Origin of the sequence: Methylobacterium sp. J-030, assembly GCF_022829545.1 — a bacterium.
Classification (GTDB): domain Bacteria; phylum Pseudomonadota; class Alphaproteobacteria; order Rhizobiales; family Beijerinckiaceae; genus Methylobacterium.
Genome location: NZ_JAKSYM010000284.1, coordinates 1 through 21,800, shown reverse-complemented (window position 1 = coordinate 21,800; position 21,800 = coordinate 1). Strand labels below are relative to the sequence as shown.

The following is a 21,800-nucleotide window of genomic DNA, read 5'->3' as shown; positions in this document are numbered from 1 at the left end:
ATCCGGCCAGCGCCCGTGGAGGGGATCGCCGGCGCTCAGGCCGGGGGGCGGTAGACGAAACGCAGCGCCACCGGCCGGCCCGCGATGGCCCGGCCGAGGCCCGCCGTGATGTGGGCCGGGGTGCAGCGCGCCAGGGCATCGAGCGTCCCGCGCACCAGGATGGTCCGCTGCGAACCCGAGACGCCCGCCGCATAGGTCACGCGCGGCGGGCCGATCAGGCTGCCGTCCCGGCGCAGCGACAGCCGGAGGGTGATCTCGATGTCCTCCGACCCCGCGCTCGGCGCCCCGAGGCTGGCCGGTACCTGCCAGCAGGCGGCGAGCGCCGGATAGAGTTCGGCCAGGGTGTCGGCGGGCTTCGTCGCCATCCGCGCGACCGGCACCGCGATCGTGGCCCGCAGGGTCTGGGGCAGGCTCAGGGGATAGGCGCCCCCGGGCTCGAAGGCGTAGCCGTAGAAGGGGCTGCCCTCGTAGGTCGCGGCAGCCGCCGGACCGAAGCTCAGCAGGAGGATCGCGGCGGCGCGCCAGCCCGGCATGCGGCCGCTACTTGCCCTTCTCGGCGAGCGTCATGCTGACGATCTTGTCGGGGTCCTGCACGGCGCCGCCGGGCGCGCCCGGGGCGGCCTTCTTGATCTTGTCGAGCACGTCGAGCCCGTCGGTGACGTTGCCCACGATCGTGTACTGGCCGTTCAGGTTGGGCGCATCGGCGAGGCAGATGAAGAATTGCGAGTTCGCCGAGTTCGGGTCCGACGAGCGGGCCATGCCCACCGTGCCGCGGCGGAACTGGGCCGATTGCGAGAACTCCGCCGGGATGTTCGGCAGGCTGGAGCCGCCGGTGCCGTTGCCCTTCGGATCGCCGGTCTGCGCCATGAAGCCGTCGATCACCCGGTGGAACTTCAGGCCGTTGTAGAACCCCTGCGAGACCAGCGTCTTGATCTGCTTGACGTGCTTCGGCGCGAGGTCGGGACGCAGCTCGATGGTGATCCGCCCGTCCTTGGTCTGCAGATAGACCGTGTTGGCGTCGGCGGCCCGGGCCGCCGTGGCGGTGCCGAGCGTGAGGGCGAGCGCGAGGAGGGCGTGGCGTCGGTTCATCGAAGTCCTTTCAGTCTTCAGGAATGGGCGGCGAAGCGCTGCCGGAGGCGCGCGGCGACCGCTGCGGGCACGAAGGGCGCGACATCCCCGCCCATGCCGGCGATCTGGCGCACCAGCGTCGCGGTGATCGGCCGTGCCTGGGTGGAGGCCGGCAGGAACACGGTCTGCACCTCCGGCGCCATGGCGCCGTTCATGCCGGCGAGCTGCATCTCGTAGTCGAGATCGGTACCGTCGCGCAGGCCGCGGATGAAGAGGGCGGCGCCGGAGCGCCGGGCGGCCGAGACCGCGAGGTCGCTGAAGGTCACGATCTCCAGGGCCGCGCCCTCGGCCGTCGCCACCGGCCCGCAGGTTTCGGTGAGCAACTCAGCCCGTTCCTCGGCGGAGAACAGCGGCGCCTTGCCGGGATGCACGCCGATGGCGATCACGAGCCGGTCCACCAGCCGGCAGGCTTGGCGGACCACGTCGAGATGGCCGTTCGTGACCGGATCGAACGAGCCGGCATAGAGGGCGGTGCGGGTCATCGCGACCGGACCTAGAGCATTTTCGCGCCGGACGGAACCTCGGGGTGAGACGGCCGATGCCTCACACCTCCTCGATGCCGCCCTCGATGCCGCCCTCGATGCCACCGTCCCCGTTGGCCTCGTCCTCGCCCACGATGTGCTCCACCGAGACGACCTTCTCGTCCTTGGCGGTGTTGAACACCGTCACGCCCTGCGAGGCGCGGCCGACGATGCGGATGTCGTCCACCGGCACGCGGATGAGCTGGCCGCCGTCGGTGACCAGCATGATCTGGTCGGAGGCTTCGACGGGGAAGGACGCCACGAGGCTGCCGTTGCGGGGATTGACCCGCATCGCCGTGATGCCCTTTCCGCCGCGCCCCGACGTCCGGTACTCGAACGACGAGGAGCGCTTGCCGAAGCCCCGCTCCGACAGGGTGAGCACGTACTGCTCGGCGCCCCCCATCTCGTTGTAGCGGTCGAGCGAGATCGCGGCCGCCTCGGCGCCGTCCTCGGCCTCCGTGTCGCCGGTCTCCTCCGCCTCGCCGGTCACGGCGCGGCGCATCTTCAGGTAGCCCGCCCGCTCCTCCGCGGTGGCGTCGAAGGCGTTCAGGATCGTCATCGAGATGACCCGGTCGTCCTTCGCCAGCAGGATGCCGCGCACGCCGGTCGAGTCGCGTCCCTTGAACACGCGCACGTCCTCGACGGGGAAGCGGATGCACTGGCCGAGCGCCGTGGTCAGCAGCACGTTCTGGTCCGGACGGCAGATCTCGACATGGACGATGTGGTCGCCCGGATCGAGCTTCATGGCGATCTTGCCGTTGCGGTTCACCGTGGTGAAGTCCGAGAGCTTGTTGCGCCGGACGTTGCCGCTCGCGGTGGCGAACATCACGTCGAGCGTCTCCCAGGACGCCTCGTCCTCGGGCAGCGGCATGATCGTGGTGATGCGCTCGGAGGTGTCCTGCAATTGCAGGATGTTGACCAGCGCCTTGCCGCGGGCGTTCGGGGCGGCCATCGGCAGGCGCCAGACCTTCTCCTTGTAGGCCTGGCCCTGGCTGGAGAAGAACAGCACCGGCGTGTGGGTGTTGGCCACGAACAGCCGGGTGACGAAATCCTCGTCGCGGGTCGTCATGCCGGAGCGGCCCTTGCCGCCGCGGCGCTGCGCCCGGTAGGTCGAGAGCGGGACGCGCTTCACGTAGCCGGCGTGCGACACGGTCACCACCATGTCCTCGCGGGCGATCAGATCCTCGTCGTCGACGCTGCCGTCGTAATCGACGATCTCGGTCTTGCGCGGGGTGGCGAAGAGCGCGCGCACCTCGGCGAGTTCGTGCTTCACGATGGCCTGGATGCGGACGCGGGAGCGCAGGATGTCGAGATAGTCGGCGATCTCTTCGGCGAGCGTCTTCAACTCGTCACCGACCTCGTCGCGGCCGAGCGCCGTGAGGCGCTGCAGGCGCAGGTCGAGGATGGCGCGGGCCTGGGTCTCGGACAGGCGGTAGGTCCCGTCCTCGGCGACCCGATGGCGCGGGTCGTCCACCAGGGCGATCAGCGGCGCGATGTCGTGGGCCGGCCAGTCGCGGTCCATCAGGGCTTCGCGGGCCGTGTTTGGGTCCGGCGAGGTGCGGATCAGCCGGATCACCTCATCGATGTTGGCGACGGCGATGGCCAGCCCGCACAAGACGTGCGCCCGTTCCCGCGCCTTGCCGAGCAGGAACTTGGTCCGCCGGGAGACGACCTCCTCGCGGAAATCCACGAAGGCCTCGAGCAGGTCCTTCAGGTTCATCAATTCGGGGCGGCCGCCGTTCAGCGCCACCATGTTGCAGCCGAAGGAACTCTGCAGCGGCGTGAACCGGTAGAGCTGGTTGAGCACCACGTCCGCCATGGCGTCGCGCTTGATCTCGACCACGATGCGCATGCCGGTCCGATCGGACTCGTCGCGCAGGTCGGAGATGCCCTCGACGCGCTTCTCCTTCACCAGTTCGGCGATCTTCTCGACCAGCGTCGCCTTGTTCACCTGATAGGGTATTTCGGTGAAGATCAGCGCTTCGCGCTCCTTGCGCAACTCCTCGACATGCGAGGTGGCACGCATGATCACCGAACCGCGGCCCGTGGCGTAGGCCTGCCGGGTGCCGGCACGGCCGAGGATCCGGCCGCCGGTCGGGAAATCCGGGCCGGGGACGATCTCGGTGAGCTGCTCGATCGTCAGACCCGGATCGTCGATCAGCGCCACGCAGGCGTCGATCAGCTCGCCGAGATTGTGCGGCGGGATGTTGGTGGCCATGCCCACCGCGATGCCGCCCGCGCCGTTGACCAGAAGGTTCGGGAACCGGGCCGGGAGGACGGTCGGCTCCTCGCGCGACTCGTCATAGTTGGGCTGGAAATCGACGGTGTTCTTGTCGATGTCGCTGAGCAGCGCGGTGGCGGGCTTGGCCAGCCGCGATTCCGTGTAGCGCATGGCGGCGGGCGGATCGCCGTCGACCGAGCCGAAATTGCCCTGCCCGTCGATGAGCATCAGGCGCATGGAGAAATCCTGCGCCATCCGCACCAGGGCGTCGTAGATCGATTGGTCGCCGTGCGGGTGGTAGAGGCCGATCACGTCGCCGACGATGCGCGCCGACTTGACGTATTTCCGCTCGGGCAGGTGGCCGGATTCGAAGGCGGAGTAGAGGATGCGCCGGTGCACCGGCTTCAGGCCGTCGCGCGCGTCGGGAAGCGCCCGGCTCACGATCACGCTCATCGCGTAATCGAGGTAGGAGCGGCGCATCTCGTCGGTGATGGAGACGGGGCGGATGTCGCTGGCGGGCGGGGCTGCGCCAGTCGGATCGTTCTCGGCCAAGTCGGTTTCCGTTCTGAAGCCCGGGCGGGCGGTGCTCTCGGCCGCTCCCGGGTGGCGCGCGATGCGCCGGAACGGCCTCTCGGAAGAGCAGTGATATCAGACGGATAAATAAGGTTTTCCGAGGCCGTTCGCAAGCGTGCCGGCAGGCCCGCGACCCGGCCGGATGGGGCCAGGCCGCGGGCCGTTCCGCTCAGTAGAACGTGAGGTGGCGATGGCCCACCGGGCGGCCCGGTGTGGCGTGATGCCGGAATCCGTGATGCCGATACCCGTAATGGCGGCGGCCATAATGGTGCCGATGCCAATGATGGCGGCGGTGGTGCCAATGGCGCCGCCAGTGATGGTGCCGGTGCCAGTGGCGCCGGTAGTGCCAGCGGGCGAGCTGCACCACAGGGGCGGGCGCCGCGGCCTCGGCGGTCACCGGGACCGGAAGGGGCGCCGCCCGGGCGGGCGCGCTCGCCAGCCCGCCGATCAGCGCGGCAAGGAGGACCAGGATAGGCCAGGGTCGCATCGTCTCTCTCTCTCGTGTTGGCGCCCGGATGATCCGGCGGATCCGGGCCGGCGCGCGTCACCCGCAGGAACGGCCAAGGTCGGCAAACGGTTCGCTCCGCGGGACTGCGCAGACGCACCACCCTTGCTTGGGGTTAAGGAACGCCCAGTTTCCGGTCGACGCATCCGGGCCGTCCCCCGCCCGAGTCTCGACGAGTCGCGCAAGATCCCATGGCGTTCGCGTTGTCCGATTCCCTCCGCGCCCTCCTGCCGCGCCGCTTCCGGGACCGCCGCCCGCGGGTCGCCGTCGTCCGGCTCTCGGGCACGATCGGGGCGGTCTCGCCGATCCGCCCGGGGCTCTCGATCGGCGGCCTGGCGGGCAGCCTGGACCGGGCCTTCGGCATGCCCGGTGCCAAGGCGGTGGCCCTGGTGATCAACTCGCCGGGTGGCTCGCCGGCGCAATCGCACTTGATCCACCGCCGGATCCGGGCGCTCGCCGCCGAGAAGAACCTGCCGGTGATCGCGTTCGTGGAGGATGTCGCGGCCTCGGGCGGCTACATGATCGCCTGCGCGGCCGATGAGATCGTCGCCGACCCGACCTCGATCGTCGGTTCGATCGGCGTGGTCTCGGCGGGATTCGGCTTTCACGGCCTGTTGGAGAAGCTCGGCGTCGAGCGCCGGGTGCACACCCAGGGCGAGGCCAAGTCGATGCTCGACCCGTTCCGCCCCGAGGACCCGGCGGATGTGGAGCGGCTGAAGCGCATCCAGGCCGACGTGCAGGACCTGTTCACGGGCCTGGTCACGGCGCGCCGCCCGACCTTGTCGACCTCCGAGAATCTGTTCACCGGCGCCGTCTGGACCGGCCGGCAGGCGCTGCCGCTCGGTCTCGTCGACGCGCTGGGCGATATCCGCACCACCCTGCGCGCCCGCTTCGGCGAGATGGTGGATCTGCGGCCTGTCGCCGAGGCAAGGGGCGGGTTCCTGTCCCGCCTGCTGCGCCGCGGCGGGGCGCCGGGGGGGATCGACGGCCTCGCCGAGGGCGCGATCGCCGCCGTCGCGGAACGCGCGGCCTTCGCCCGGTTCGGGCTCTAGACCGCGCGCGCGCCTCAGGCCGCGACCTGCGCCAGGAAGCGCTCGATCTCGTGCTCCAGCTCGGCCGCGACCGTGTCGACGGTCTCGGCGGCCTCGGTCACGGTGGCGGCCATCCGGGCCGAGCGCCGGGCGGCGCCGGCGACCGTGGTGAGGCCGCTGGCGATCGCCTCCGTGGCGCCGGCCGTCTCGGCGACGTTGCGGGAGATCTCGGCGGTGGCCGCGCTCTGGGCGCTCATCGAGGCGGCGATGCCGCCCGTGGTCGCGCTGACCGCGCGCATCCGCTCGCCCATCCGGCCGATCGCCGCCACGGTGGCCGCGGTGGAGGTCTGGACGCCCGCGATCTGGCCTGAGATCTCCTCGGTGGCCTTGGCGGTCTGCTCGGCCAGAGCCTTCACCTCGGAGGCCACCACCGCGAAACCGCGTCCGGCGGTTCCGGCACGGGCCGCCTCGATCGTGGCGTTGAGCGCCAGGAGGTTGGTCTGCTCCGCGATCTGGCGGATCAGGCCGACCACGGCACCGATCCGACCCGTGGCCTCGGCGAGGCCGCCGATCTCGGCGTTCATCGCCTCCGAATCCGCGCTCGCGGTGGCCACCAGGGCCTCGGCCTGATTGAGCTGCCCGCCGATCTCGCTGATCGAGGCGGAGAGTTCCTCGGCCGCGCTCGCCACGGTCTGGACGCTGGCCGAGGTCTCGTGCGAGCCGCGCGCGGTCTCGGCGACCGCGCCCTCGGCTTCAGCGGAACTCGCCGCCATCTCGCCGGCCCGGTCGCGCATGGAGCCGGTGCTGGCGGTAAGCGCATTCTTGAGCACGACGACCTGAGAGCGGAACGCCTCGATGGCGTGATCGAGATCGGCCCGCCGCCGCGTCTCGTCGGCGGCGCCGGCGCTCTGCAGGCCCTCCAGTTCCCGCGTCCGCATACCGGCCACGCGCAGCACCTCGACCGAGCGCGCCACCGCGCCGATCTCGTCGCCACGCCCGGCATGGGGGACCGCGGTCTCCAGATCCCCGGCCGCCAGACCCTCGATCCGGCCCGTGATCGCCGCGAAGGGCCGGAACAGGCGCGCCGCCACGAGGCCCACAAGGGCGCAGGCCAGCACCGCGATGACCAGCGCCGCGACGCCGAGGCTCGTCATGGTCTGCGCATGGGCGTCGAAATACATCTCGATCGGCAGGCCGGCGAACAGGATGCCGTTCACCGTGCCGGCGGCGTCGAAGGTCGGCTGATAGACGGTGTAGAAGCGGCGGCCGAACAGCATCGCCGGCCCCTCGTAGGTCCTGCCGGCGCGCACCACGGCCTGGGCCGGGCTGTCGGGGGCCAGCGCGGTGCCGATCGCGCGGGCGCCGTCCTCCCGGCGCACCGTCGTCTGGCGGCGCACGAAGCTGTCGGTCGCCGCCTCGAAGCTGAAGACCGTCGCCGTGCCGCCCGAATACGCCACGGCGCTGTCGACCACGGCCGCGTCCGCGAAGCCCGAAAGGCTCGGCGTCACGACCTTGGCGACCCGCGTGCCCGCGAGTTCCGCGGTGGTGCCCGGCAGGCGTTCGGCCAGGACCAGGGCGAGCGTGCGCAGGTTGCGCTCGCCGTTGCTGCGCTGGCGATCCTCCATCTGCGACCAGGTCTGCCGCGAGACGGTGACCGAGATCGCCCCCGCGGTGAGCGACACCGCGAGCATCGCCAGGAGGATCACCTTCGTGGACAGGGACATCGCGCGAAGCGAGACGAGTCGGCGAAACATGTTCTGGTATCCGCGCTTAAAGACGCGCGGACACTGTAACGTTTATTTGAACGGAGTCTTAAATTCCGCATTAAGGGTGTAGCATCTGTATCTTGCTCAACCCTGCCCTGCACGCCGTGCCGAAACCCGGGCGAGCGACGCGAGGTCCTTCTCGCCGTCGCCGTGGCTGATCGCCTCGATCAGGCCGTCGCGCAGGACGCTGGCGAAGGGCATCGGCAGGCCTGCGCCCTCGGCCGCCTGGAGGGCGAGCCGCACGTCCTTGGCGCCGAGCTTGAGGATGAAGCCCGGCGGCTCGTAGCGGTTCTGGGCGATCGAGGCCCCGTAACCCTTGTAGACCGGCGAGGCGAACAGGGTGTTGGTCATCAGGTCGAGGAACGCGGCGCCCGGCACGCCGTGGCCCTCGGTGAGCGCGCAGGCCTCTGCCATGGCCTCGATGGCCGAGATCAGCATGAAGTTGCCGGCGAGCTTGACGGCGTTCGCCCGCACCGGATCGTCCCCGAACCGCCAGGTCCTGGCGCCCATGGCGTCGAGCAGCGGGGCCACGCGATCGATGTGGTCCGCAGCGCCGGCCGCCACGATGTTGAGCGTGCCGGCCTCCGCCACGTCCGGCCGGCCGAAGACCGGCGCCGAGATGTAGGGGACGCCCGCCCGATCGTGCACGGCGGCGAGCCGCTTGGCCAGCGCCACCGAGATCGTGCTCATGCCGATATGCACGCCCGGCCGCTCCGGCCGGTCGAGCAGGCCGCCGGCCACGATCACGGCTTCGAGCGCCGCGTCGTCGGCCAGCATGGTGATGACCGCATCGCCGGAAAAAGCCTCCGCGGCGCTGCCCACCGGCGTGACCCCCGCGATGCCCTTGGCGGCTTCCGGCGAGCGGTTCCAGGCGCGGACCGTGTGGCCGGCCCGCGCGAGGCTGGCGGCCATGCCCCGGCCCATCCGCCCCAGTCCGATGATCCCGACGTCCATGGCGTGCTCCTCGATCCGGTCTGCCGCCTGACCAACCGGAGAACCCGGTCGGGCTTTCCGCGGCGCGTGCGGGCATTTGCGCCAGTGGCCGGGCGTGGCAAGCTCCGCCGATGCTGCGGAATTGCATCACGGATATTCCCGGGCTGCGGGTCGGCCACGCCAGCGATCTGCGGATCGCCAGCGGCGTCACCGCGATCCTGTTCGACGCGCCCGTCGTCGCCTCCGTGGACGTACGCGGCGGCGGGCCCGGCACCCGCGAGACCGACCTGCTCGATCCCGAGCGCACCGTGGAGCGGATCGACGCGCTGGTGCTGTCCGGGGGCTCGGCCTTCGGGCTCGATGCGGCGGCGGGCGTGACCGCGTGGCTCGCCGAGGCCGGGCGCGGCTTCCCGGTCGGCGGGATGCGGGTGCCGATCGTGCCCGGGGCGATCCTGTTCGACCTGCTCAACGGCGGCGACAAGGCTTGGGGCCGCTACCCGCCCTATCGCGAGCTGGGTTTCGCCGCCGCCGCGGCGGCCGCCGAATCTTTCGAGCTGGGTTCCGTCGGGGCCGGGACCGGCGCGCGCACCGGGCGCCTGAAGGGCGGGATCGGCTCGGCCTCGGCCCTGGTGGCGGGGACCGGTTTCCGGGTCGGGGCGCTCGTGGCGGTGAACGCCTTCGGCAACGCGACGATCGGCGACGGGCCGCATTTCTGGGCCGCACCCTTCGAGGCGGGGAACGAGTTCGGCGGCCTGGGCTCTCCGGCCCGGGTGCCGGACGACGCCCTCGCCTTCCCGGCCCGGGCGCTGCCGGGGGCCGCCACGACGCTCGCCGTGGTGGCGACAGACGCGGCGCTGACCAAGGCGCAGTGCCGCCGCCTCGCGGTGGCGGCCCAGGACGGCCTCGCCCGCGCCCTCGTGCCGGCGCATACGCCCCTCGACGGCGATCTGGTGTTTGCTGTGGCCACCGGCGCCGTGCCGCTGGCCGAGCCGGTGGCGGACCTCGCCCGCCTGGGTGATGCCGCCGCGCGGGTACTGGCCCGGGCGGTGGCACGCGGGGTGTTTTCTGCCGCAAGTTTGCCGGGGCAGGCGGTGGGGGCGCCTTTATCGTGGACGGGCTTGCCGCCGGCTTGGGGTGACGTGTTTCGAGGACAAGGTACGAATCGATTTGAGCGCGGGTATTATTAGCTCGGCGCCAGGAAGAACGACTTATCTGGCTCGAATCTTATTACCTTGCCCTCAAATTTGTCATAAAATTCAGGTGTCGTAAAAAAACAACCTCATGCCCGGAAAGTATTTGTATGCCATGTTCAATTTTACCTCTATCTGAGATTCCATAGAAGCTTATGACCACGTGACCCCAGGATTTTCCATCATTTAGCACAGTCCTGCCCCAGCCAATCATCAAGACGTCAGATTTATCACTAAGTTTGTTATCCCATTGACGGCGGATGTTTGCGATTTCTGCCCATGCCTCTGGCGAAATAGTGAAGTTAATTGGGAGATATGGCTCTGTTTGCATGACTTACCGTCCTTCGAAATTATCGTTCAACAAGACGCCATGTCTCACTGCGGCGGATGGCACGAAAGGTGAGCATCCAAGATTTGTCATGCCTTCGACCATGACGTGCCCGAAATCAAATTTGTAAACACAATCATATCCAATTTTTCTTGGGATCTGCGCGACAAGCGTTCCGAAACTATAATTCTCTGCAACGCGTTGGGTGTCGGCTCTCACGCGGTGTGTATCAGGATCGGAAGTATTTCCGCTCCATCGACCACCCTCGCGCTGGCCAGCTGGCACGCGCGGCTGGTTTGGATCGAAGTATTTAAGAGCTATTCTGAGCCGATTGAGCTTTACGACTACACTCGCGGCTGCAAGATCATACCGAATTTTGTCCAGTTGCAATGATTCTCTTCCGTTCCGCATCGCGAGGCCTCCTGTTCTCGCCACGCTTATAGGAATTTTAGCAAAAATCAAGGTAGCATCGCTGGTCGCCCGACGACGGCGATTTATTAAAAATCAGGTGGAAAATCAATGTAAAATCTAGAATATTGATAGTTGTACTATAGTCGGATAATACTAACGGTAAATCGCACAAAAATTCAAATAATAATTGAGTTCTCGCTATAAGACATTTTTCTTACGAGCTTGGCTTGAGAGTGCCAGAAACGGCGCTTTTCAGGTGCCATTTCGTGGCCGCCTACTAGGCCGCCGACCGCAATCGTTTCGTGCGCGGGGGCTGGCCCGTGCTAACTTCAGAATCCGTGGTTTGACTGTGCCGACGTACCAGTCACTGAGTGCAGCGAATCAAGCCAAGGAGCCGCGAGCCCTGTCAGCGTGGCCCACTAAGATCGCTCCGCTCGCAAAGACGGCGGCTCACACCTCCCCGCGCGCATCCTCGATCAGCTGCGCCAGCCCGGCGTCGACCTCGTCGGCCAGCATCTTCCGTTCCGCGTCGGTGAGATCCTTCGCCCAGGCGCCGCTGCCGAACCCGTCCGTGCAGCGCGCCCGCTCGGAGGCGATATAGGCCTCGGTCTCGGCAGGGCGCGTCTTCATTGCGTGGACCATGCCGAACCACGCCGCCCGCTCCACCACGGCCAGCCGTGCCCGCAGGCGGATCGCCACCGCCTTATCCGGATCGATCCCATCGCTCATGGCCTGTCCCCCGTCTCCTGCTCGGCGAGCCGCGCGATCAGGCCCTGGAGTTGTCCCGGCACCGGCTCGCTCGCCGAACGCGCGTAGAGCACCCGCAGTTGCCGGCCGATCTCCGCGAGGCTCATGGAGCCCTTGGCGATCACCCGGTCGGCCTGCTTGTTCAGGCTCACCTTCTCGGCCTGGGTGATCTCCTTGGCGGTGAGCACCACCACCGGCACGTCGCCGTCCGGCCGCGAGCGCAATGCCCGCAGGAAGCCGAACCCGTCCATCTCGGGCATCATCAGGTCGAGGAGGATCAGGCTCGGCCGCGCCTGGCTGATCCGCTCGAGCGCGATCCGGCCGTTCTCGGCCTCGTCGACGGTCCAGCCCTCGCGGCCGAGCGACCGGCGCAGGCGCTCGCGGGCATCGGCGTCGTCGTCGACCACGAGGACGCGAGCCTCGTTCGGCGCCGCCGGCCGGTAGCGCTCCATCAAGCCCTTGAGCCGGTCCCAGTCGATCGGCTTGACGAAGTAGTCGGTGGCGCCGAGCGCCTGGCCCAGGCCCTGCTCGGCCACCACCGAGGTCATGATCACCGGCGTCCCGGCGAGGTCGGGGTCGTTGCGCACCGCGTGCAGCACCGCCCAGCCGTCCATGCGCGGCATCTCGACGTCGAGCAGGATCGCCCGGGGCTTGAGCGCGCGAGCCAGCGTCAGGCCGGCGCGGCCGTCGTTGGCGCTGCGCACGTGAAACCCCTCGCGCTCCAGGAAGCGCTGGAGCAGCTCCCGGGCGGCCGGGTCGTCGTCGACCAGCAGCACCGTCTCGTGCTGCTCGTGCGGCTCCACCGCATGGGCCTCGGCCTCGGCGGGGGGCGCGTCCTCGGGGGCCAGCGTCGCGGGCAGCCGGATCGTGAAGGTCGAGCCCGCCCCCGGCGTGCTGGTGACGCCGATATCGCCGCCCATGGTCCGGCAGAAGGCGCGGGTGATGGCCAGCCCCAGGCCCGTGCCGCCGAACTGGCGGGTGGTCGAGTCGTCCGCCTGGACGAAGCGCTCGAACAGCCGCCCGATCTGCTCCTCGCTCATGCCGATGCCGGTGTCGGTGATGGCGAAGGACACCCAGTCCGCCCCCTCCTCGCGATGGCGCCGCGCCGTGAGGGTGATGGCGCCCTGCTCGGTGAACTTGGCGGCGTTGCCGATCAGGTTCAGCAGGCACTGGCGGATCTTGGTCTGGTCCTGATGCATCGACCCGAGGTCGACGTCGCCCGTATCGACGACGAAGCGGTTGCCCTTCTTCTCCACCAGGGAGCCGGTGGAATCGGACACGTCCTGGAGCAGGTCCGTCACGGCAAACGTCTCGGCCGAGGCGGTCATGCGGCCGGCCTCGATCTTCGAGATGTCGAGCACGTCGTTGATCAGCGACAGGAGGTGGCGGGCCGCCGCCTCGATCTTGCGCAGGTCCGGCAGGAGGGCCGCCTGGCCGATATCCTCCAGCTCCTCGCCGAGCATCTCGGAATAGCCGATCACCGCCGAGAGGGGCGTGCGCAGCTCGTGGCTCATGTTGGCGATGAACTGGCTCTTGGCGCGGTTGGCGGCCTCGGCGGCCTGGCGCGCCCGCTCCACCGCCTCCTCGGCCTCCTTGCGCTCGGTGACGTCGACGCAGGTGCCGACCCATTCGCGCAGGCTTCCGTCCTCGGCCAGCACCGGCACGCCGTGCACGTCCATGGTGCGCCACACCCCGTCGTGGCGGCGCAGGCGGTACTCGACCTCGTAGGTCCGGCGCGCCTCGACGCAGGCCGCCCAGGCATCGGCGGCGTGGCCCCGGTCGTCGGGATGGACCGCGTCGAGCCAGCCCCATCCCTGGTAGGCCTCCTCGGTCTGGCCCGTGTAGATGCTCCAGCGGACCTGCGGCGGGGTCAGCTCGCCGGCGGCGTTGGTGTTCCAGATCACGGCCGCCGAGGCGTCGACCAGGGCGCGGAAGCGCTGCTCGGAATGGCGCAGGCGTTCTTCGATTGCGCGGCGCCGGGTGATGTCGGTGTTGGTCCCATACCAGCGCACGACCCGCCCGGAGGCGTCGCAGTGCGGCCGCGCCTTCGACAGGAACCAGCGGTAGATCCCGTCTTCGCCGCGCAGGGGGAACGTGTCCTCCCAGGTGGTCCCGAGGGCGACGGCGGCCTGATAACGCTCGGTCACCGCCGCGACATGGTCGGGGTGGTGAACCTTTTGCCAGCCCCAGCCCTGCATCTCTTCGAGCGAGGTGCCGGTATAGTCGTACCAGCGCTGGTTGTACCAGATGATGGTGCCGTCGGCCTCGGCGATCCAGGCGAGCTGCGGCAGCGTCTCGGCGAGGATCCGGTAGTCGGCATCCGTGACGGCCGTGGCGCCGTCCTCTCTCTCGCTCATCGGTTGCGCATCATCCCTCATCCGGCCCAGGCGGACCCGCACCGGTATGCCTTATACACGCATCGCGTCCGGATCCGACCGCACCGGCGCAACGACCGCGGCGCGGCGGTCGCGCAGGGCGTCGAGGGTGTAGAGGGCGAGCGCCACCCAGATCAGGGCGAGCATCAGCGCCCGGTGCGGCTCCACCCGCTCGCCGAAGGCCAGGACGCTGAGGCCGAGCAGGCAGGTCGGGGCGACGTATTGCAGCAGGCCGAGGGTGGTGAGCCGCAGCCGCACCGCCGCGGCGGCGAACCAGATCAGCGGCAGGGCTGTGGTGAGCCCCGTGAGCATCAGGAGCGCCCGGCTCGCGGGCTCGGCGGGCAGGAACGGCTCGGGCGTCAGGACGAGCCACACGATCGCCGCCGGCAGGAGCAGCAGCGTCTCGGCCAGGAATCCCACCAGCGCGTCGACCCCGACGATCTTCCGGGCAAGCCCGTAGAACGCGAAACTGACGGCCAGCGACAGGGACATGAGCGGCACCTCGCCGGCCCAGATCACCGCGACCGCGACGCCCGCCGCCGCGATGGCGACGGCCACGCCCTGCATCGGCCGCAGGCGCTCGCCGAGCACCACCCGCCCGAGCGCCACGCTGACCAGGGGGTTGATGTAGTAGCCCAGGCTCGCATCGAGCAGGTGGCCGCTGCTGACCGCGTAGAGATAGAGCAGCCAGTTCACGCCGATCATCGCGGCCGAGAGCAGCAGAAGGGCGTGGCGCGGCCGCAGGGGCAGGGGCAGGTTGAGGCGGTGGCGGGCCGCGAGCACCAGTGCCAGCGTGCCGGCGAACAGGCTCGACCAGACGATGCGCTCGGCCAGGATGTGGTTCGGGCTGTAGGCCCCGAGCAGCCGGAAGTGGATCGGGACCAGCAGGCCCCAGCTCAGATAGGCGGCGAGCGCGTAGACGAGGCCCACGGTGTTCTCCCGGGCGACCCGGTCGGGCGGCCGGGTGCGGGGGTGTAGCCCGGGCGGGGCGCCGGCGTCAGTGGGGCGGATGCAGGGCTGCCATCGGGACGGCGGCGTTGAGAATACGCTCCGCCGGCGTGGACACTGGTTCGGCGCAAGAAAGCATGTCGCGACTGGCGTTCATCGCTGTTTCGGCTGGCAATGACCCGCTCCACGGCAGCGCCGCAGAGTCATCGGTCGATCCCGGCCACGACCGCATCTTGAGGTGATGGCGAAGCGGGCCCCGAAGGCGGGCTCCAGGGATCGCAGCGTCTTCTGGAGGGCTCCTTCGAGGCCTCCGCTGCGCTCCGGCACCTCAGGATGAGGGGGCGGGTTGGATGGCGGATCAACGGTTTCCCGATCCTGTGACAGGTCCCACGAAACGACATCGTCGAGACCAGCGTCACGCGGCCCGGATCGTCGCGAGGAAGCGCCGGACCTCGCCGCCGAGATCCTCCGACTGGCGCGCCAGCGCCGCGGTGGCTTCCAGGACCTGATCGGCGGCCGCGCCGGTCGCCTCCGAGGCCTCGGCCACGCCCACCATGTTGCTGGTGACCTCGCTGGTGCCGGTGGCGGCCTGCGCGACGTTGCGCACGATCGCCTGGGTCGCCGCCCCCTGCTGCTCCACCGCGGCCGCGATCGCGGTGGCCACCGCATCGATCTCACGGATCCGCGCCGTGATCGTGGCGATCACCGAGACCGCTTGGCCGGTCGCCCCCTGGATGCGGCCGATCTGCGCCGAGATCTCCTCGGTCGCCCGGGCCGCCTGGCCCGCGAGCGCCTTCACCTCCCCCGCCACGACCGCGAAGCCGCGGCCCGCCTCGCCGGCCCGGGCCGCCTCGATGGTGGCGTTGAGCGCCAGCAGGTTGGTCTGGCTCGCGATGGCCGCGATCAGCTCGACGACGGCGCCGACCTTGCCGGCGGCGGCGCTGAGTTCCTGCACCAGGGCCGCCGTCTGGTCGGCCTCGCGGACGGCGTTCTGCGCGCGCGTGGCGGATCCGCTGACCTGCCGGCCGATCTCCAGCACCGAGGTCCCCAGCTCCTCGGCCGCGCTCGCCACCGTGTTGACGTTGGTGGCGGCCTCCTCGGCGGCGGCCGCCACGGTGATCGACCGGTCGGCGGTCCGCGCGGCGGTCTCGGTCATGCTCCGGGCCGTGGCCTGGAGGCTGGCGACCGAGGCGGAGACCAAGCCGATGATCCGGCCGACCGTGGCCTCGAATCCGTCGGCGAATGCCAGGAGCGTCCGGCTGCGGTCGGCGGCGGCGGCCTCGTCGGTCAGCCGCTCGGCTTCCGCCTGCTCGGCCGCGGTGCGGGAGACCAGGGCCTTGATGCCTTCCACGGCCTTGCCGATGGCGCCGATCTCGTCCCCGCGCCGCGCCTCCGGAACCTCCGTGCCGAGTTCTCCCCCCGCCATGGCCTTCAGGGCGGCCGTCAGCCGGCCGAGCGGGCGCGTGACGCCGTAACTCACCAGCAGCAGGCCGACCAGGATGCTGACCGCGATGCCGGCCGCCGACGAGCCGATCACCCAGACCAGGGTCGTTCGGGTATCGGCACCGAGCGTCGCGGCCCCGGTCTGGATCGCCGTTCCGAGATCGTCCGCGAAGGTGTCGAGTTCGGCAAACAGCGTCTTCTGGAGCGGATCCACCTTCCTGTGCGCGAGGGTCAAGGCCTGGGCGCTCATGCCCTTCCGGGCCATGGCGCAGATCTCGCCGGTGAGCTTGGCGTAGGTCTCGAGCAGTTCGGCGATCCGTGCGGTCCGCGCGTGGAAGGCCGCCGGGGCGTACCGGCGCACGCCGGCGATGAGCCTGCCGGCCTCGGCCGGGAGCGGCTCGAATCCGGCGCCGATCCGGTCCGACTCGTCGGGATCGGCCTCGCCGAGGGTGCGGAAGGCGACGTAGCTCATCTGATAGACGGTGCGGCCGAGGCGCGCCGCCATCGTGGCGGCCGTGGCGTCGTTCTCGAGATAGGCACTATAAGTCGCGTCCGTCGCGACCATGCGTTTCGAGATATAGTACAAATATCCAACCGAATTCGCCGCAATAAAGGCAAATGCGATTGCAATCTTTATGGATATTGATTGTCTGAATTTGGGGTTCACGGGGAGTGCTCCGAGGCAAAAGAAGACTACACCCGGCGAACTAACCAACTCGATAACGAGTCCGGACAATGGTACGGATCAGATGGCGATTGGGACGCGCTTGATAGCCATGCGATTTACACCGCCGGTCACGACGATGTGACATGTTGCGTGCGACGGAGACTGCCGATCCACTGCGCTGGGCCGATCCGGTGGTTCTGCCACAGCGGATCGGCGTCTGCCGCGCGGCCCGATCAGGGCGCGAGCCAAGTCCCCTGCCAGCCGGACCCGTTCCTGTGCCACGCCGCCCGGCGGTGGCCGCGGCGGTCGAGATAGAGGAAGTCGAGCCGCTCGGCCCGGACCAGCACGGCGGCGAAATGCGGCCGGCCGGCGGTGCCGGCGGCGGCCTCGTCCGGCAACGTGTAGGCGTCGCCCGCCGGGAGCGCGGTGCCGGGGGCGGGCTCGGCACCGTAGCAGACCCGGCTCATCGCCCGGGACCCGGCCCAGGCGGCCTCGGCTACGGCATCGTCGGCGTGGAGGGCGGCGCGGCCCTCGACGCGGATCTGGATCTTGGCCGCCGCATCGTAGGCCATGAGCGCACAGGCCGGGTTCGCGGCGATCTCGGCCGCCTTGTCGGAACGGCGGTCGCAGTGGAACCGGAGGGAGCCGGCCTCCGGGTCGGCCGCGCGCACCACCACGGTGCGCAGCCGCGGCGCGCCGTCCGCACCCAGGGTCGCCAGGGCGGGCAGGTGGAAGCCGCTGCGCCCCAGGGCGGCGCCCTCGGCGAGCAGCCGCCAGAGTTCGGCGAAGCTGGCGTCGAGGTCGTCGTAATAGGCCGGCAGCGGCGCGCGGATCATGCCCCGCTCCGCCTGCGGCGGCGCTCTCGGAAGATCAGCGCGAGATTGCGCAGGTAGATGCCGGTCGACAGGCCCTGGCCGATGATGATCACCGGCTCGCGCCGCACGAAGCCGTAGACCAGGGTCATCAGCCCGCCGAGGATCGACAGGAACCAGAAGGACAGCGGCATCACGCTGCGCCCTGCCCGCTCGCTGGCGATCCATTGCAGGATGAAGCGCGAGCCGAACACCACCTGGGCAACGATGCCGAACACCAGCCAGAAATCCATCCGGGTGACGAACACGTCGTAGAAATAGTCCGGCAGATCGTGGGCGAGCTGGATCAGCATCCGACGTCCTGGTCTGCGGGCGTACCGGCCGGCGCGGCGATCTCTTCGGGGCGCGGATCGGAGCGCTTGCGCCGGATCAGCCACCAGACGCCCGCGAGGTCGAGGAGCCCGACCCAGAGGCGGTCGAACAGCCCGTACTTCGACACGCCGGTGAGCCGCGGCCGGTCCACCACGTCGCGGTGGACCACGGCAAAGCCCTCCCGCGCCACGAGCGCCGGCATGAACCGATGCAGGGCGTCGAAATAGGGCAGCCGAAGATAGACGGCGTGGCGGAAGACCTTGAGGCCGCAGCCGGTGTCGCGGGTGGCGTCCTTCAGGATCCGCCCGCGCACGCCGTTGGCGATGCGCGACTGGAGCATCTTGAACGGCCCGTCCTTGCGCCCGCGCCGCTGCCCCTGGGCGAGCCCGGCCCCGGGGCCGGCCGCGTCGAGGGCGGCGAGCAGGACCGGGATGAAGGCCGGATCGTTCTGGCCGTCGCCGTCGAGGGTGGCGACGGTCTCAGCCCGCGCCGCCAGGACGCCGCTGCGCACGGCCGCCGACTGGCCGCCGCCGCGCGTATGGCGCAGCACCCGGAGCCAGGGCCGCCCCGCCCGGGCCGCCGCCAGCGCCGCCGGTGTGCCGTCGGTCGAGCCGTCATCGACGCAGATCAGCTCGAACGGCAGGCCCGCGCAGGCGGCCTCGATCTCGGCCACCAGGGGCGCGACGTTGCCGGCCTCGTTCCTCATCGGCACGACGATGCTGAGACGCGGGGCCTCGCTCACGGCGCCACCCCGTAGGCCGTCACGAAGACCCGCCGGCCGGTGTTGAGATTGAAGCCCTCGACCTCGGCCATCGGCGTCGGCGCCCCGCGCGCCACCGGCCAGGCCGCGTTGAAGTCGTCGCGGTCCCGGGCCTCGACGAACAACAGCCGGCAGCCGCCGGCCTCCAGAAACTCCCGCGCCGCCGATCCGTCCGGCGGCAGGGCGAGTCCAGTGCCGATCAGGAACACGAGGCTCGGCTCCCGGTAGCCGAGGCTCGCGACTTCGGGATTGGCGCAGGGCATCCGGTCCCTCAGGGCGGCGAGGCGCGGGGAGACCTTGAGGGCCGGCAGCGAACGCTGCGCCACGCCCAGTACCGCCGGCCCGAGGAGGCACGAGGCCAGCACGCCGAGCACCAGGGCCCGCTCGGCGGATCCTTCGATCGGTCCACGTGCGAAGGCCAGCCACGCGAGCATCGCCACCGCGCAGGCGGCGGCGAGCAGCGGCAGGGCCGGCCAGGGGATCGTGTGGCCGTCGAGGCGCCAGCCGACCGCGCACAGGCCGAGGGTCAGCGCCACGGGGATCGCGGGCACCAGCAGCGCGGTCAGCCGGGCGCCGCGCAGGCGCGGGTCCAGCGCCCTCCGCGACAGGGCCAGTGCGGTCAGGATCGCAAGCCACGGCATCAGCGGCAGGACGTAGTGGGGCAGCTTGGTCGGCACCGCCTCGAAGATCAGCCAGGCCGGCAGCACCGTGGCGATCAGGAAGGCGGTCGCGGGCTCGCGCCGCGTCCGCCACGCGAAGGGCAGGCTCATGGCGGCGAAGGCCGCGCCGGGCCAGAAGGTGGCGAAGACGGCCAGGGCGTAGGCCCCGGGCGGTCCCCAGTGCCGTTCGGCCGCGCCGCCGACCTTGCCGAGCATGTCGTGCCCGATCGCCTCGGCGTAGAAGGCGCCGCCGCTCTTCCACGCGATGGCGGCGAACCAGGGGGCGACCAGAACGAGCGTCAGGGCGAGGCCCGGCAGCGGCCGCAGGGGCAGCAGCCAGCGCCCGGACCGCGCCACGACCGACAAGGCCAGCGCCGGCAGCACGACGAAGAGCGGGACCATCGGGCCCTTCACGAGGATGCCCAGCGCCATCCCGAGCCAGAACGCCGGGAAGACGGACCATTCGAGCGCGTGCGCCCACCCTCCCCCCTCTGCGGGGGACGGAAGAGGCGCATGTCGCCGGCCGTTGGCTTCGTCCGTCGACGACGTGAGCCAATCGCCGGTTCGTGGGGAGAGGGGATGCGCGAAGATCCAGGCCCGCGCGAGCGCCCCGAGGCTCGCCGTGGCGCAGGCCGCGAGCAGGGCGTCGGTCTTGGCGAGATGCGCCTCGGCGGTGAGCATTAGGCAGGCGCCGTAGAGGGCGGCGGCCAGCAGCGCCCCGCGGCGGGGCAGAAAGGCGAGCGCGGCCCAGTAGGCGAGCAGCACCGAGGCGGCGGCGCCGATCACCGAGGGGATGCGGTAGAGGGCGATCTGCGTGCGGGCGTTCGGCACGCCGAGCGCCTCGCCCACCGCCACCGCGGCGGCCTGGGCCCAGTAGATCCCAACCGGCTTCTTGTTGCGCGCCTCGTCCTGGAAGCGGATGTTCACGAAGTCGCCGGTCTCCAGCATCTGCTTCGAGGCCTGGGCGAAGCGCGGCTCGTCCCGGTCCATCGGCTGCAGCGAGATCTGGCCGGGCAGGAATACGATCAGGCAGAGCGCCAGCAGGGCCGCGACGGCCCGGGCATGGCTCAGGCTCAGCGCGTCGAGTCCGCGGCCGATCCGGTCGGCGGAGGCGAGGCGCGCGGTGCCGCCGGCGGAGAGGCTCGTGGTCATGCCCGGCCGGTCAATCAGGATCGCGCGGGAAGGTCAAATGCACCCGGGGTCCGGTTGAATCACCATGCGGGTCGGGACGGGCATCCGGAGCCGCTATCGCGGCCTGTTCCTGTGCTGGATCCCTGTATCTCGGTGTGGCTGCTGTAAGGTAGCTGAGCAGGCGTAGCTCGGTGGGTCCCCGATCCGTCGTGCGATCGCGAGTCCGGCGCGGGCGCGCCTGCTCGAGAGCCCTCGATCGAACAGTCGCTTGGGCCCCGCCCGGCTGGCGGCGAGCCCGCATACAGGACCGGTCCCATGGCTGACCTTGTCGCTGCCGGCATCGATGTCGGCCAACGCTTCCTCGATCTCGGCCTGGCGCCCAGCGGCCAGACCACCCGCTACCGCAACGAGCCCAGCGACATCGCCCGCCTGGTCGAACGCCTCGCCCAGGGCCGCGTCGCCCGGGTCGTGCTGGAAGCCATCGGCAGCTACGCCCAGCCGCTGGTGCTCGCCCTAGTCGAGGCCGGCCTGAGCGTCGGCGTGGTGAACCCGCGCCGGATCAAGGCGTTTCGCGAGGCCGAGGGCGGGCGGGCCAAGACCGACCGGCTGGACGCAAGGCTGATCGCACGCTTTGCTCGGGCCATGCCTGAGGCCATCCGCCCCCTGCCCGACGCCACGGCCCGCGCGCTCAAGGAGCTGTCCACCCGCCGCCAGCAACTGGTGGCGATGCGCGCGGTCGAGAAGACCCGCCTCCAGCAGGCGCGCGAGCCGGCCGTGCTCGAAAGCCATCGGGCCTGCATCGCCAGCCTGGACGCGGCCTGCGCGGCGATCGAGGCGGAGCTGGACGCCCGCATCCGGGCTGACGCCGCGCGCCTGGAGGCGCAGCGCCTGCTCGTGTCGATCCCCGGCATCGGGCCGCGCGTGGCCGGGGTGCTGATCTGCGATCTGCCCGAACTCGGCCAGCGCGACCGCAAGAGCATCGCCAGCCTGGCTGGCTTGGCCCCGCATGTCAGCCAGTCGGGCAATGCCCCGCCGCGGGCCATGATCGGCGGCGGACGGCCGTGCGTGCGCGCAGCCTTGTACATGAGCGCGCTCGTGGCGGTGCGCCACGACCCACACTTCAAGGCCAGCTACCGGGCTCTGCGCGATCAGGGCAAGCCAGCCAAGCTGGCCCTGATCGCGGTGGCGCGCCGCATCCTCATCACCGCCAACGCGGTCCTGAAGACCAAAACGCCCTACCAAAGCCAAAACACCCCTTGACCTGCAAGACAGTCGCCGG

General features: G+C 70.3%; 19 protein-coding genes. 4 read left to right on the top strand and 15 right to left on the bottom strand.

Annotated elements, in window-relative coordinates; all coding sequences use genetic code 11:
- Positions 1 to 35: 35 nt before the first annotated feature.
- From MKK75_RS20980 to MKK75_RS20960, 5 genes are all read right to left on the bottom strand, one after another.
- Complete coding sequence (locus tag MKK75_RS20980; protein WP_244044452.1) at positions 36 to 533, bottom strand: hypothetical protein; 498 nt, start codon at positions 531 to 533, stop codon at positions 36 to 38.
- A gap of 7 nt (positions 534 to 540) precedes the next feature.
- Entirely contained in the window at positions 541 to 1,089 is a 549-nt protein-coding gene (locus MKK75_RS20975; RefSeq protein WP_091715582.1) for a peptidylprolyl isomerase, read from the bottom strand.
- Between the two features lie 17 nt (positions 1,090 to 1,106).
- Positions 1,107 to 1,610 carry a pantetheine-phosphate adenylyltransferase gene (gene coaD / locus MKK75_RS20970; protein ID WP_244044451.1) on the bottom strand — a complete coding sequence of 168 codons (504 nt, stop codon included), beginning with the start codon at positions 1,608 to 1,610 and terminating at the stop codon, positions 1,107 to 1,109.
- Positions 1,611 to 1,671: 61 nt separating this feature from the next.
- The gene (gyrA, locus tag MKK75_RS20965) at positions 1,672 to 4,422 is read right to left on the bottom strand and encodes a DNA gyrase subunit A (protein ID WP_244044450.1); all 2,751 of its coding nucleotides are present in this window, start codon (positions 4,420 to 4,422) and stop codon (positions 1,672 to 1,674) included.
- 190 nt (positions 4,423 to 4,612) lie between these two features.
- On the bottom strand, positions 4,613 to 4,930 hold the full coding sequence (locus MKK75_RS20960) for a hypothetical protein (RefSeq protein ID WP_244044449.1): 318 nt from the start codon (positions 4,928 to 4,930) through the stop codon (positions 4,613 to 4,615).
- Positions 4,931 to 5,139: 209 nt separating this feature from the next.
- On the opposite strand from MKK75_RS20960, the gene MKK75_RS20955 reads away from it, so the two are divergent.
- On the top strand, positions 5,140 to 6,000 hold the full coding sequence (locus MKK75_RS20955; protein WP_244044448.1) for a S49 family peptidase: 861 nt from the start codon (positions 5,140 to 5,142) through the stop codon (positions 5,998 to 6,000).
- Positions 6,001 to 6,014: 14 nt separating this feature from the next.
- Here MKK75_RS20955 and MKK75_RS20950 read toward each other — a convergent pair whose 3' ends face one another.
- Together MKK75_RS20950 and MKK75_RS20945 are read right to left on the bottom strand one after the other, a co-directional pair.
- Entirely contained in the window at positions 6,015 to 7,733 is a 1,719-nt protein-coding gene (locus MKK75_RS20950; RefSeq protein WP_244044447.1) for a methyl-accepting chemotaxis protein, read from the bottom strand.
- A gap of 96 nt (positions 7,734 to 7,829) precedes the next feature.
- Entirely contained in the window at positions 7,830 to 8,699 is an 870-nt protein-coding gene (locus tag MKK75_RS20945) for an NAD(P)-dependent oxidoreductase (protein ID WP_244044446.1), read from the bottom strand.
- 110 nt (positions 8,700 to 8,809) lie between these two features.
- On the opposite strand from MKK75_RS20945, the gene MKK75_RS20940 reads away from it, so the two are divergent.
- The gene (locus tag MKK75_RS20940; protein WP_244044445.1) at positions 8,810 to 9,865 is read left to right on the top strand and encodes a P1 family peptidase; all 1,056 of its coding nucleotides are present in this window, start codon (positions 8,810 to 8,812) and stop codon (positions 9,863 to 9,865) included.
- A 439-nt stretch (positions 9,866 to 10,304) separates the two neighbouring features.
- On the top strand, positions 10,305 to 10,589 hold the full coding sequence (locus tag MKK75_RS20935; protein ID WP_244044444.1) for a hypothetical protein: 285 nt from the start codon (positions 10,305 to 10,307) through the stop codon (positions 10,587 to 10,589).
- A gap of 468 nt (positions 10,590 to 11,057) precedes the next feature.
- Here the strand turns inward: MKK75_RS20935 and MKK75_RS20930 are convergent, their stop codons facing one another.
- The 8 genes from MKK75_RS20930 to MKK75_RS20895 all read right to left on the bottom strand — a co-directional run bounded on the left by MKK75_RS20930 (position 11,058) and on the right by MKK75_RS20895 (position 20,542).
- Positions 11,058 to 11,336, bottom strand: coding sequence for a hypothetical protein (locus MKK75_RS20930; protein ID WP_244044443.1), 279 nt, complete (start codon positions 11,334 to 11,336; stop codon positions 11,058 to 11,060).
- Positions 11,333 to 13,711: a response regulator gene (locus tag MKK75_RS20925; RefSeq protein WP_244044442.1), complete on the bottom strand. Its 2,379-nt coding sequence runs from the start codon at positions 13,709 to 13,711 to the stop codon at positions 11,333 to 11,335. The genes MKK75_RS20930 and MKK75_RS20925 overlap by 4 nt, the downstream gene beginning before the upstream one ends.
- Positions 13,712 to 13,762: 51 nt before the next feature.
- A complete protein-coding gene (gene rarD, locus MKK75_RS20920; RefSeq protein ID WP_244044441.1) occupies positions 13,763 to 14,659 on the bottom strand; it encodes an EamA family transporter RarD in 897 nt (298 codons plus the stop codon).
- Between the two features lie 433 nt (positions 14,660 to 15,092).
- Positions 15,093 to 16,685 carry a methyl-accepting chemotaxis protein gene (locus tag MKK75_RS20915; protein WP_244044440.1) on the bottom strand — a complete coding sequence of 531 codons (1,593 nt, stop codon included), beginning with the start codon at positions 16,683 to 16,685 and terminating at the stop codon, positions 15,093 to 15,095.
- 335 nt (positions 16,686 to 17,020) lie between these two features.
- The gene (locus MKK75_RS20910) at positions 17,021 to 17,623 is read right to left on the bottom strand and encodes a pyridoxamine 5'-phosphate oxidase family protein (RefSeq protein WP_244044439.1); all 603 of its coding nucleotides are present in this window, start codon (positions 17,621 to 17,623) and stop codon (positions 17,021 to 17,023) included.
- Positions 17,620 to 17,952 (bottom strand): lipid-A-disaccharide synthase N-terminal domain-containing protein, encoded by a 333-nt coding sequence (locus tag MKK75_RS20905; RefSeq protein WP_091715611.1) that lies wholly within the window; start codon positions 17,950 to 17,952, stop codon positions 17,620 to 17,622. The genes MKK75_RS20910 and MKK75_RS20905 overlap by 4 nt, the downstream gene beginning before the upstream one ends.
- On the bottom strand, positions 17,946 to 18,713 hold the full coding sequence (locus tag MKK75_RS20900) for a glycosyltransferase (protein WP_244044438.1): 768 nt from the start codon (positions 18,711 to 18,713) through the stop codon (positions 17,946 to 17,948). Before MKK75_RS20900 ends, MKK75_RS20905 begins: the two co-directional genes overlap by 7 nt.
- Positions 18,710 to 20,542 carry an ArnT family glycosyltransferase gene (locus MKK75_RS20895; RefSeq protein WP_244044437.1) on the bottom strand — a complete coding sequence of 611 codons (1,833 nt, stop codon included), beginning with the start codon at positions 20,540 to 20,542 and terminating at the stop codon, positions 18,710 to 18,712. The genes MKK75_RS20900 and MKK75_RS20895 overlap by 4 nt, the downstream gene beginning before the upstream one ends.
- A 294-nt stretch (positions 20,543 to 20,836) precedes the next feature.
- Between MKK75_RS20895 and MKK75_RS20890 the strand changes: the two genes are divergently transcribed.
- The gene (locus MKK75_RS20890) at positions 20,837 to 21,781 is read left to right on the top strand and encodes an IS110 family transposase (RefSeq protein ID WP_244044436.1); all 945 of its coding nucleotides are present in this window, start codon (positions 20,837 to 20,839) and stop codon (positions 21,779 to 21,781) included.
- The last annotated feature ends 19 nt before the right edge of the window (positions 21,782 to 21,800 follow it).

What these genes read in the sequence shown, in the direction of transcription:
- MKK75_RS20980 (WP_244044452.1), bottom strand. Translation starts at nt 533, where the DNA reads ATGCCGGGCTGGCGCGCCGCCGCGATCCTCCTGCTGAGCTTCGGTCCG.
- MKK75_RS20975 (WP_091715582.1), bottom strand. Translation starts at nt 1,089, where the DNA reads ATGAACCGACGCCACGCCCTCCTCGCGCTCGCCCTCACGCTCGGCACC.
- coaD (WP_244044451.1), bottom strand. Translation starts at nt 1,610, where the DNA reads ATGACCCGCACCGCCCTCTATGCCGGCTCGTTCGATCCGGTCACGAAC.
- MKK75_RS20960 (WP_244044449.1), bottom strand. Translation starts at nt 4,930, where the DNA reads ATGCGACCCTGGCCTATCCTGGTCCTCCTTGCCGCGCTGATCGGCGGG.
- MKK75_RS20955 (WP_244044448.1), top strand. Translation starts at nt 5,140, where the DNA reads ATGGCGTTCGCGTTGTCCGATTCCCTCCGCGCCCTCCTGCCGCGCCGC.
- MKK75_RS20950 (WP_244044447.1), bottom strand. Translation starts at nt 7,733, where the DNA reads ATGTTTCGCCGACTCGTCTCGCTTCGCGCGATGTCCCTGTCCACGAAG.
- MKK75_RS20945 (WP_244044446.1), bottom strand. Translation starts at nt 8,699, where the DNA reads ATGGACGTCGGGATCATCGGACTGGGGCGGATGGGCCGGGGCATGGCC.
- MKK75_RS20940 (WP_244044445.1), top strand. Translation starts at nt 8,810, where the DNA reads ATGCTGCGGAATTGCATCACGGATATTCCCGGGCTGCGGGTCGGCCAC.
- MKK75_RS20930 (WP_244044443.1), bottom strand. Translation starts at nt 11,336, where the DNA reads ATGAGCGATGGGATCGATCCGGATAAGGCGGTGGCGATCCGCCTGCGG.
- MKK75_RS20925 (WP_244044442.1), bottom strand. Translation starts at nt 13,711, where the DNA reads ATGAGCGAGAGAGAGGACGGCGCCACGGCCGTCACGGATGCCGACTAC.
- MKK75_RS20915 (WP_244044440.1), bottom strand. Translation starts at nt 16,685, where the DNA reads ATGGTCGCGACGGACGCGACTTATAGTGCCTATCTCGAGAACGACGCC.
- MKK75_RS20910 (WP_244044439.1), bottom strand. Translation starts at nt 17,623, where the DNA reads ATGATCCGCGCGCCGCTGCCGGCCTATTACGACGACCTCGACGCCAGC.
- MKK75_RS20905 (WP_091715611.1), bottom strand. Translation starts at nt 17,952, where the DNA reads ATGCTGATCCAGCTCGCCCACGATCTGCCGGACTATTTCTACGACGTG.
- MKK75_RS20895 (WP_244044437.1), bottom strand. Translation starts at nt 20,542, where the DNA reads ATGACCACGAGCCTCTCCGCCGGCGGCACCGCGCGCCTCGCCTCCGCC.
- MKK75_RS20890 (WP_244044436.1), top strand. Translation starts at nt 20,837, where the DNA reads ATGGCTGACCTTGTCGCTGCCGGCATCGATGTCGGCCAACGCTTCCTC.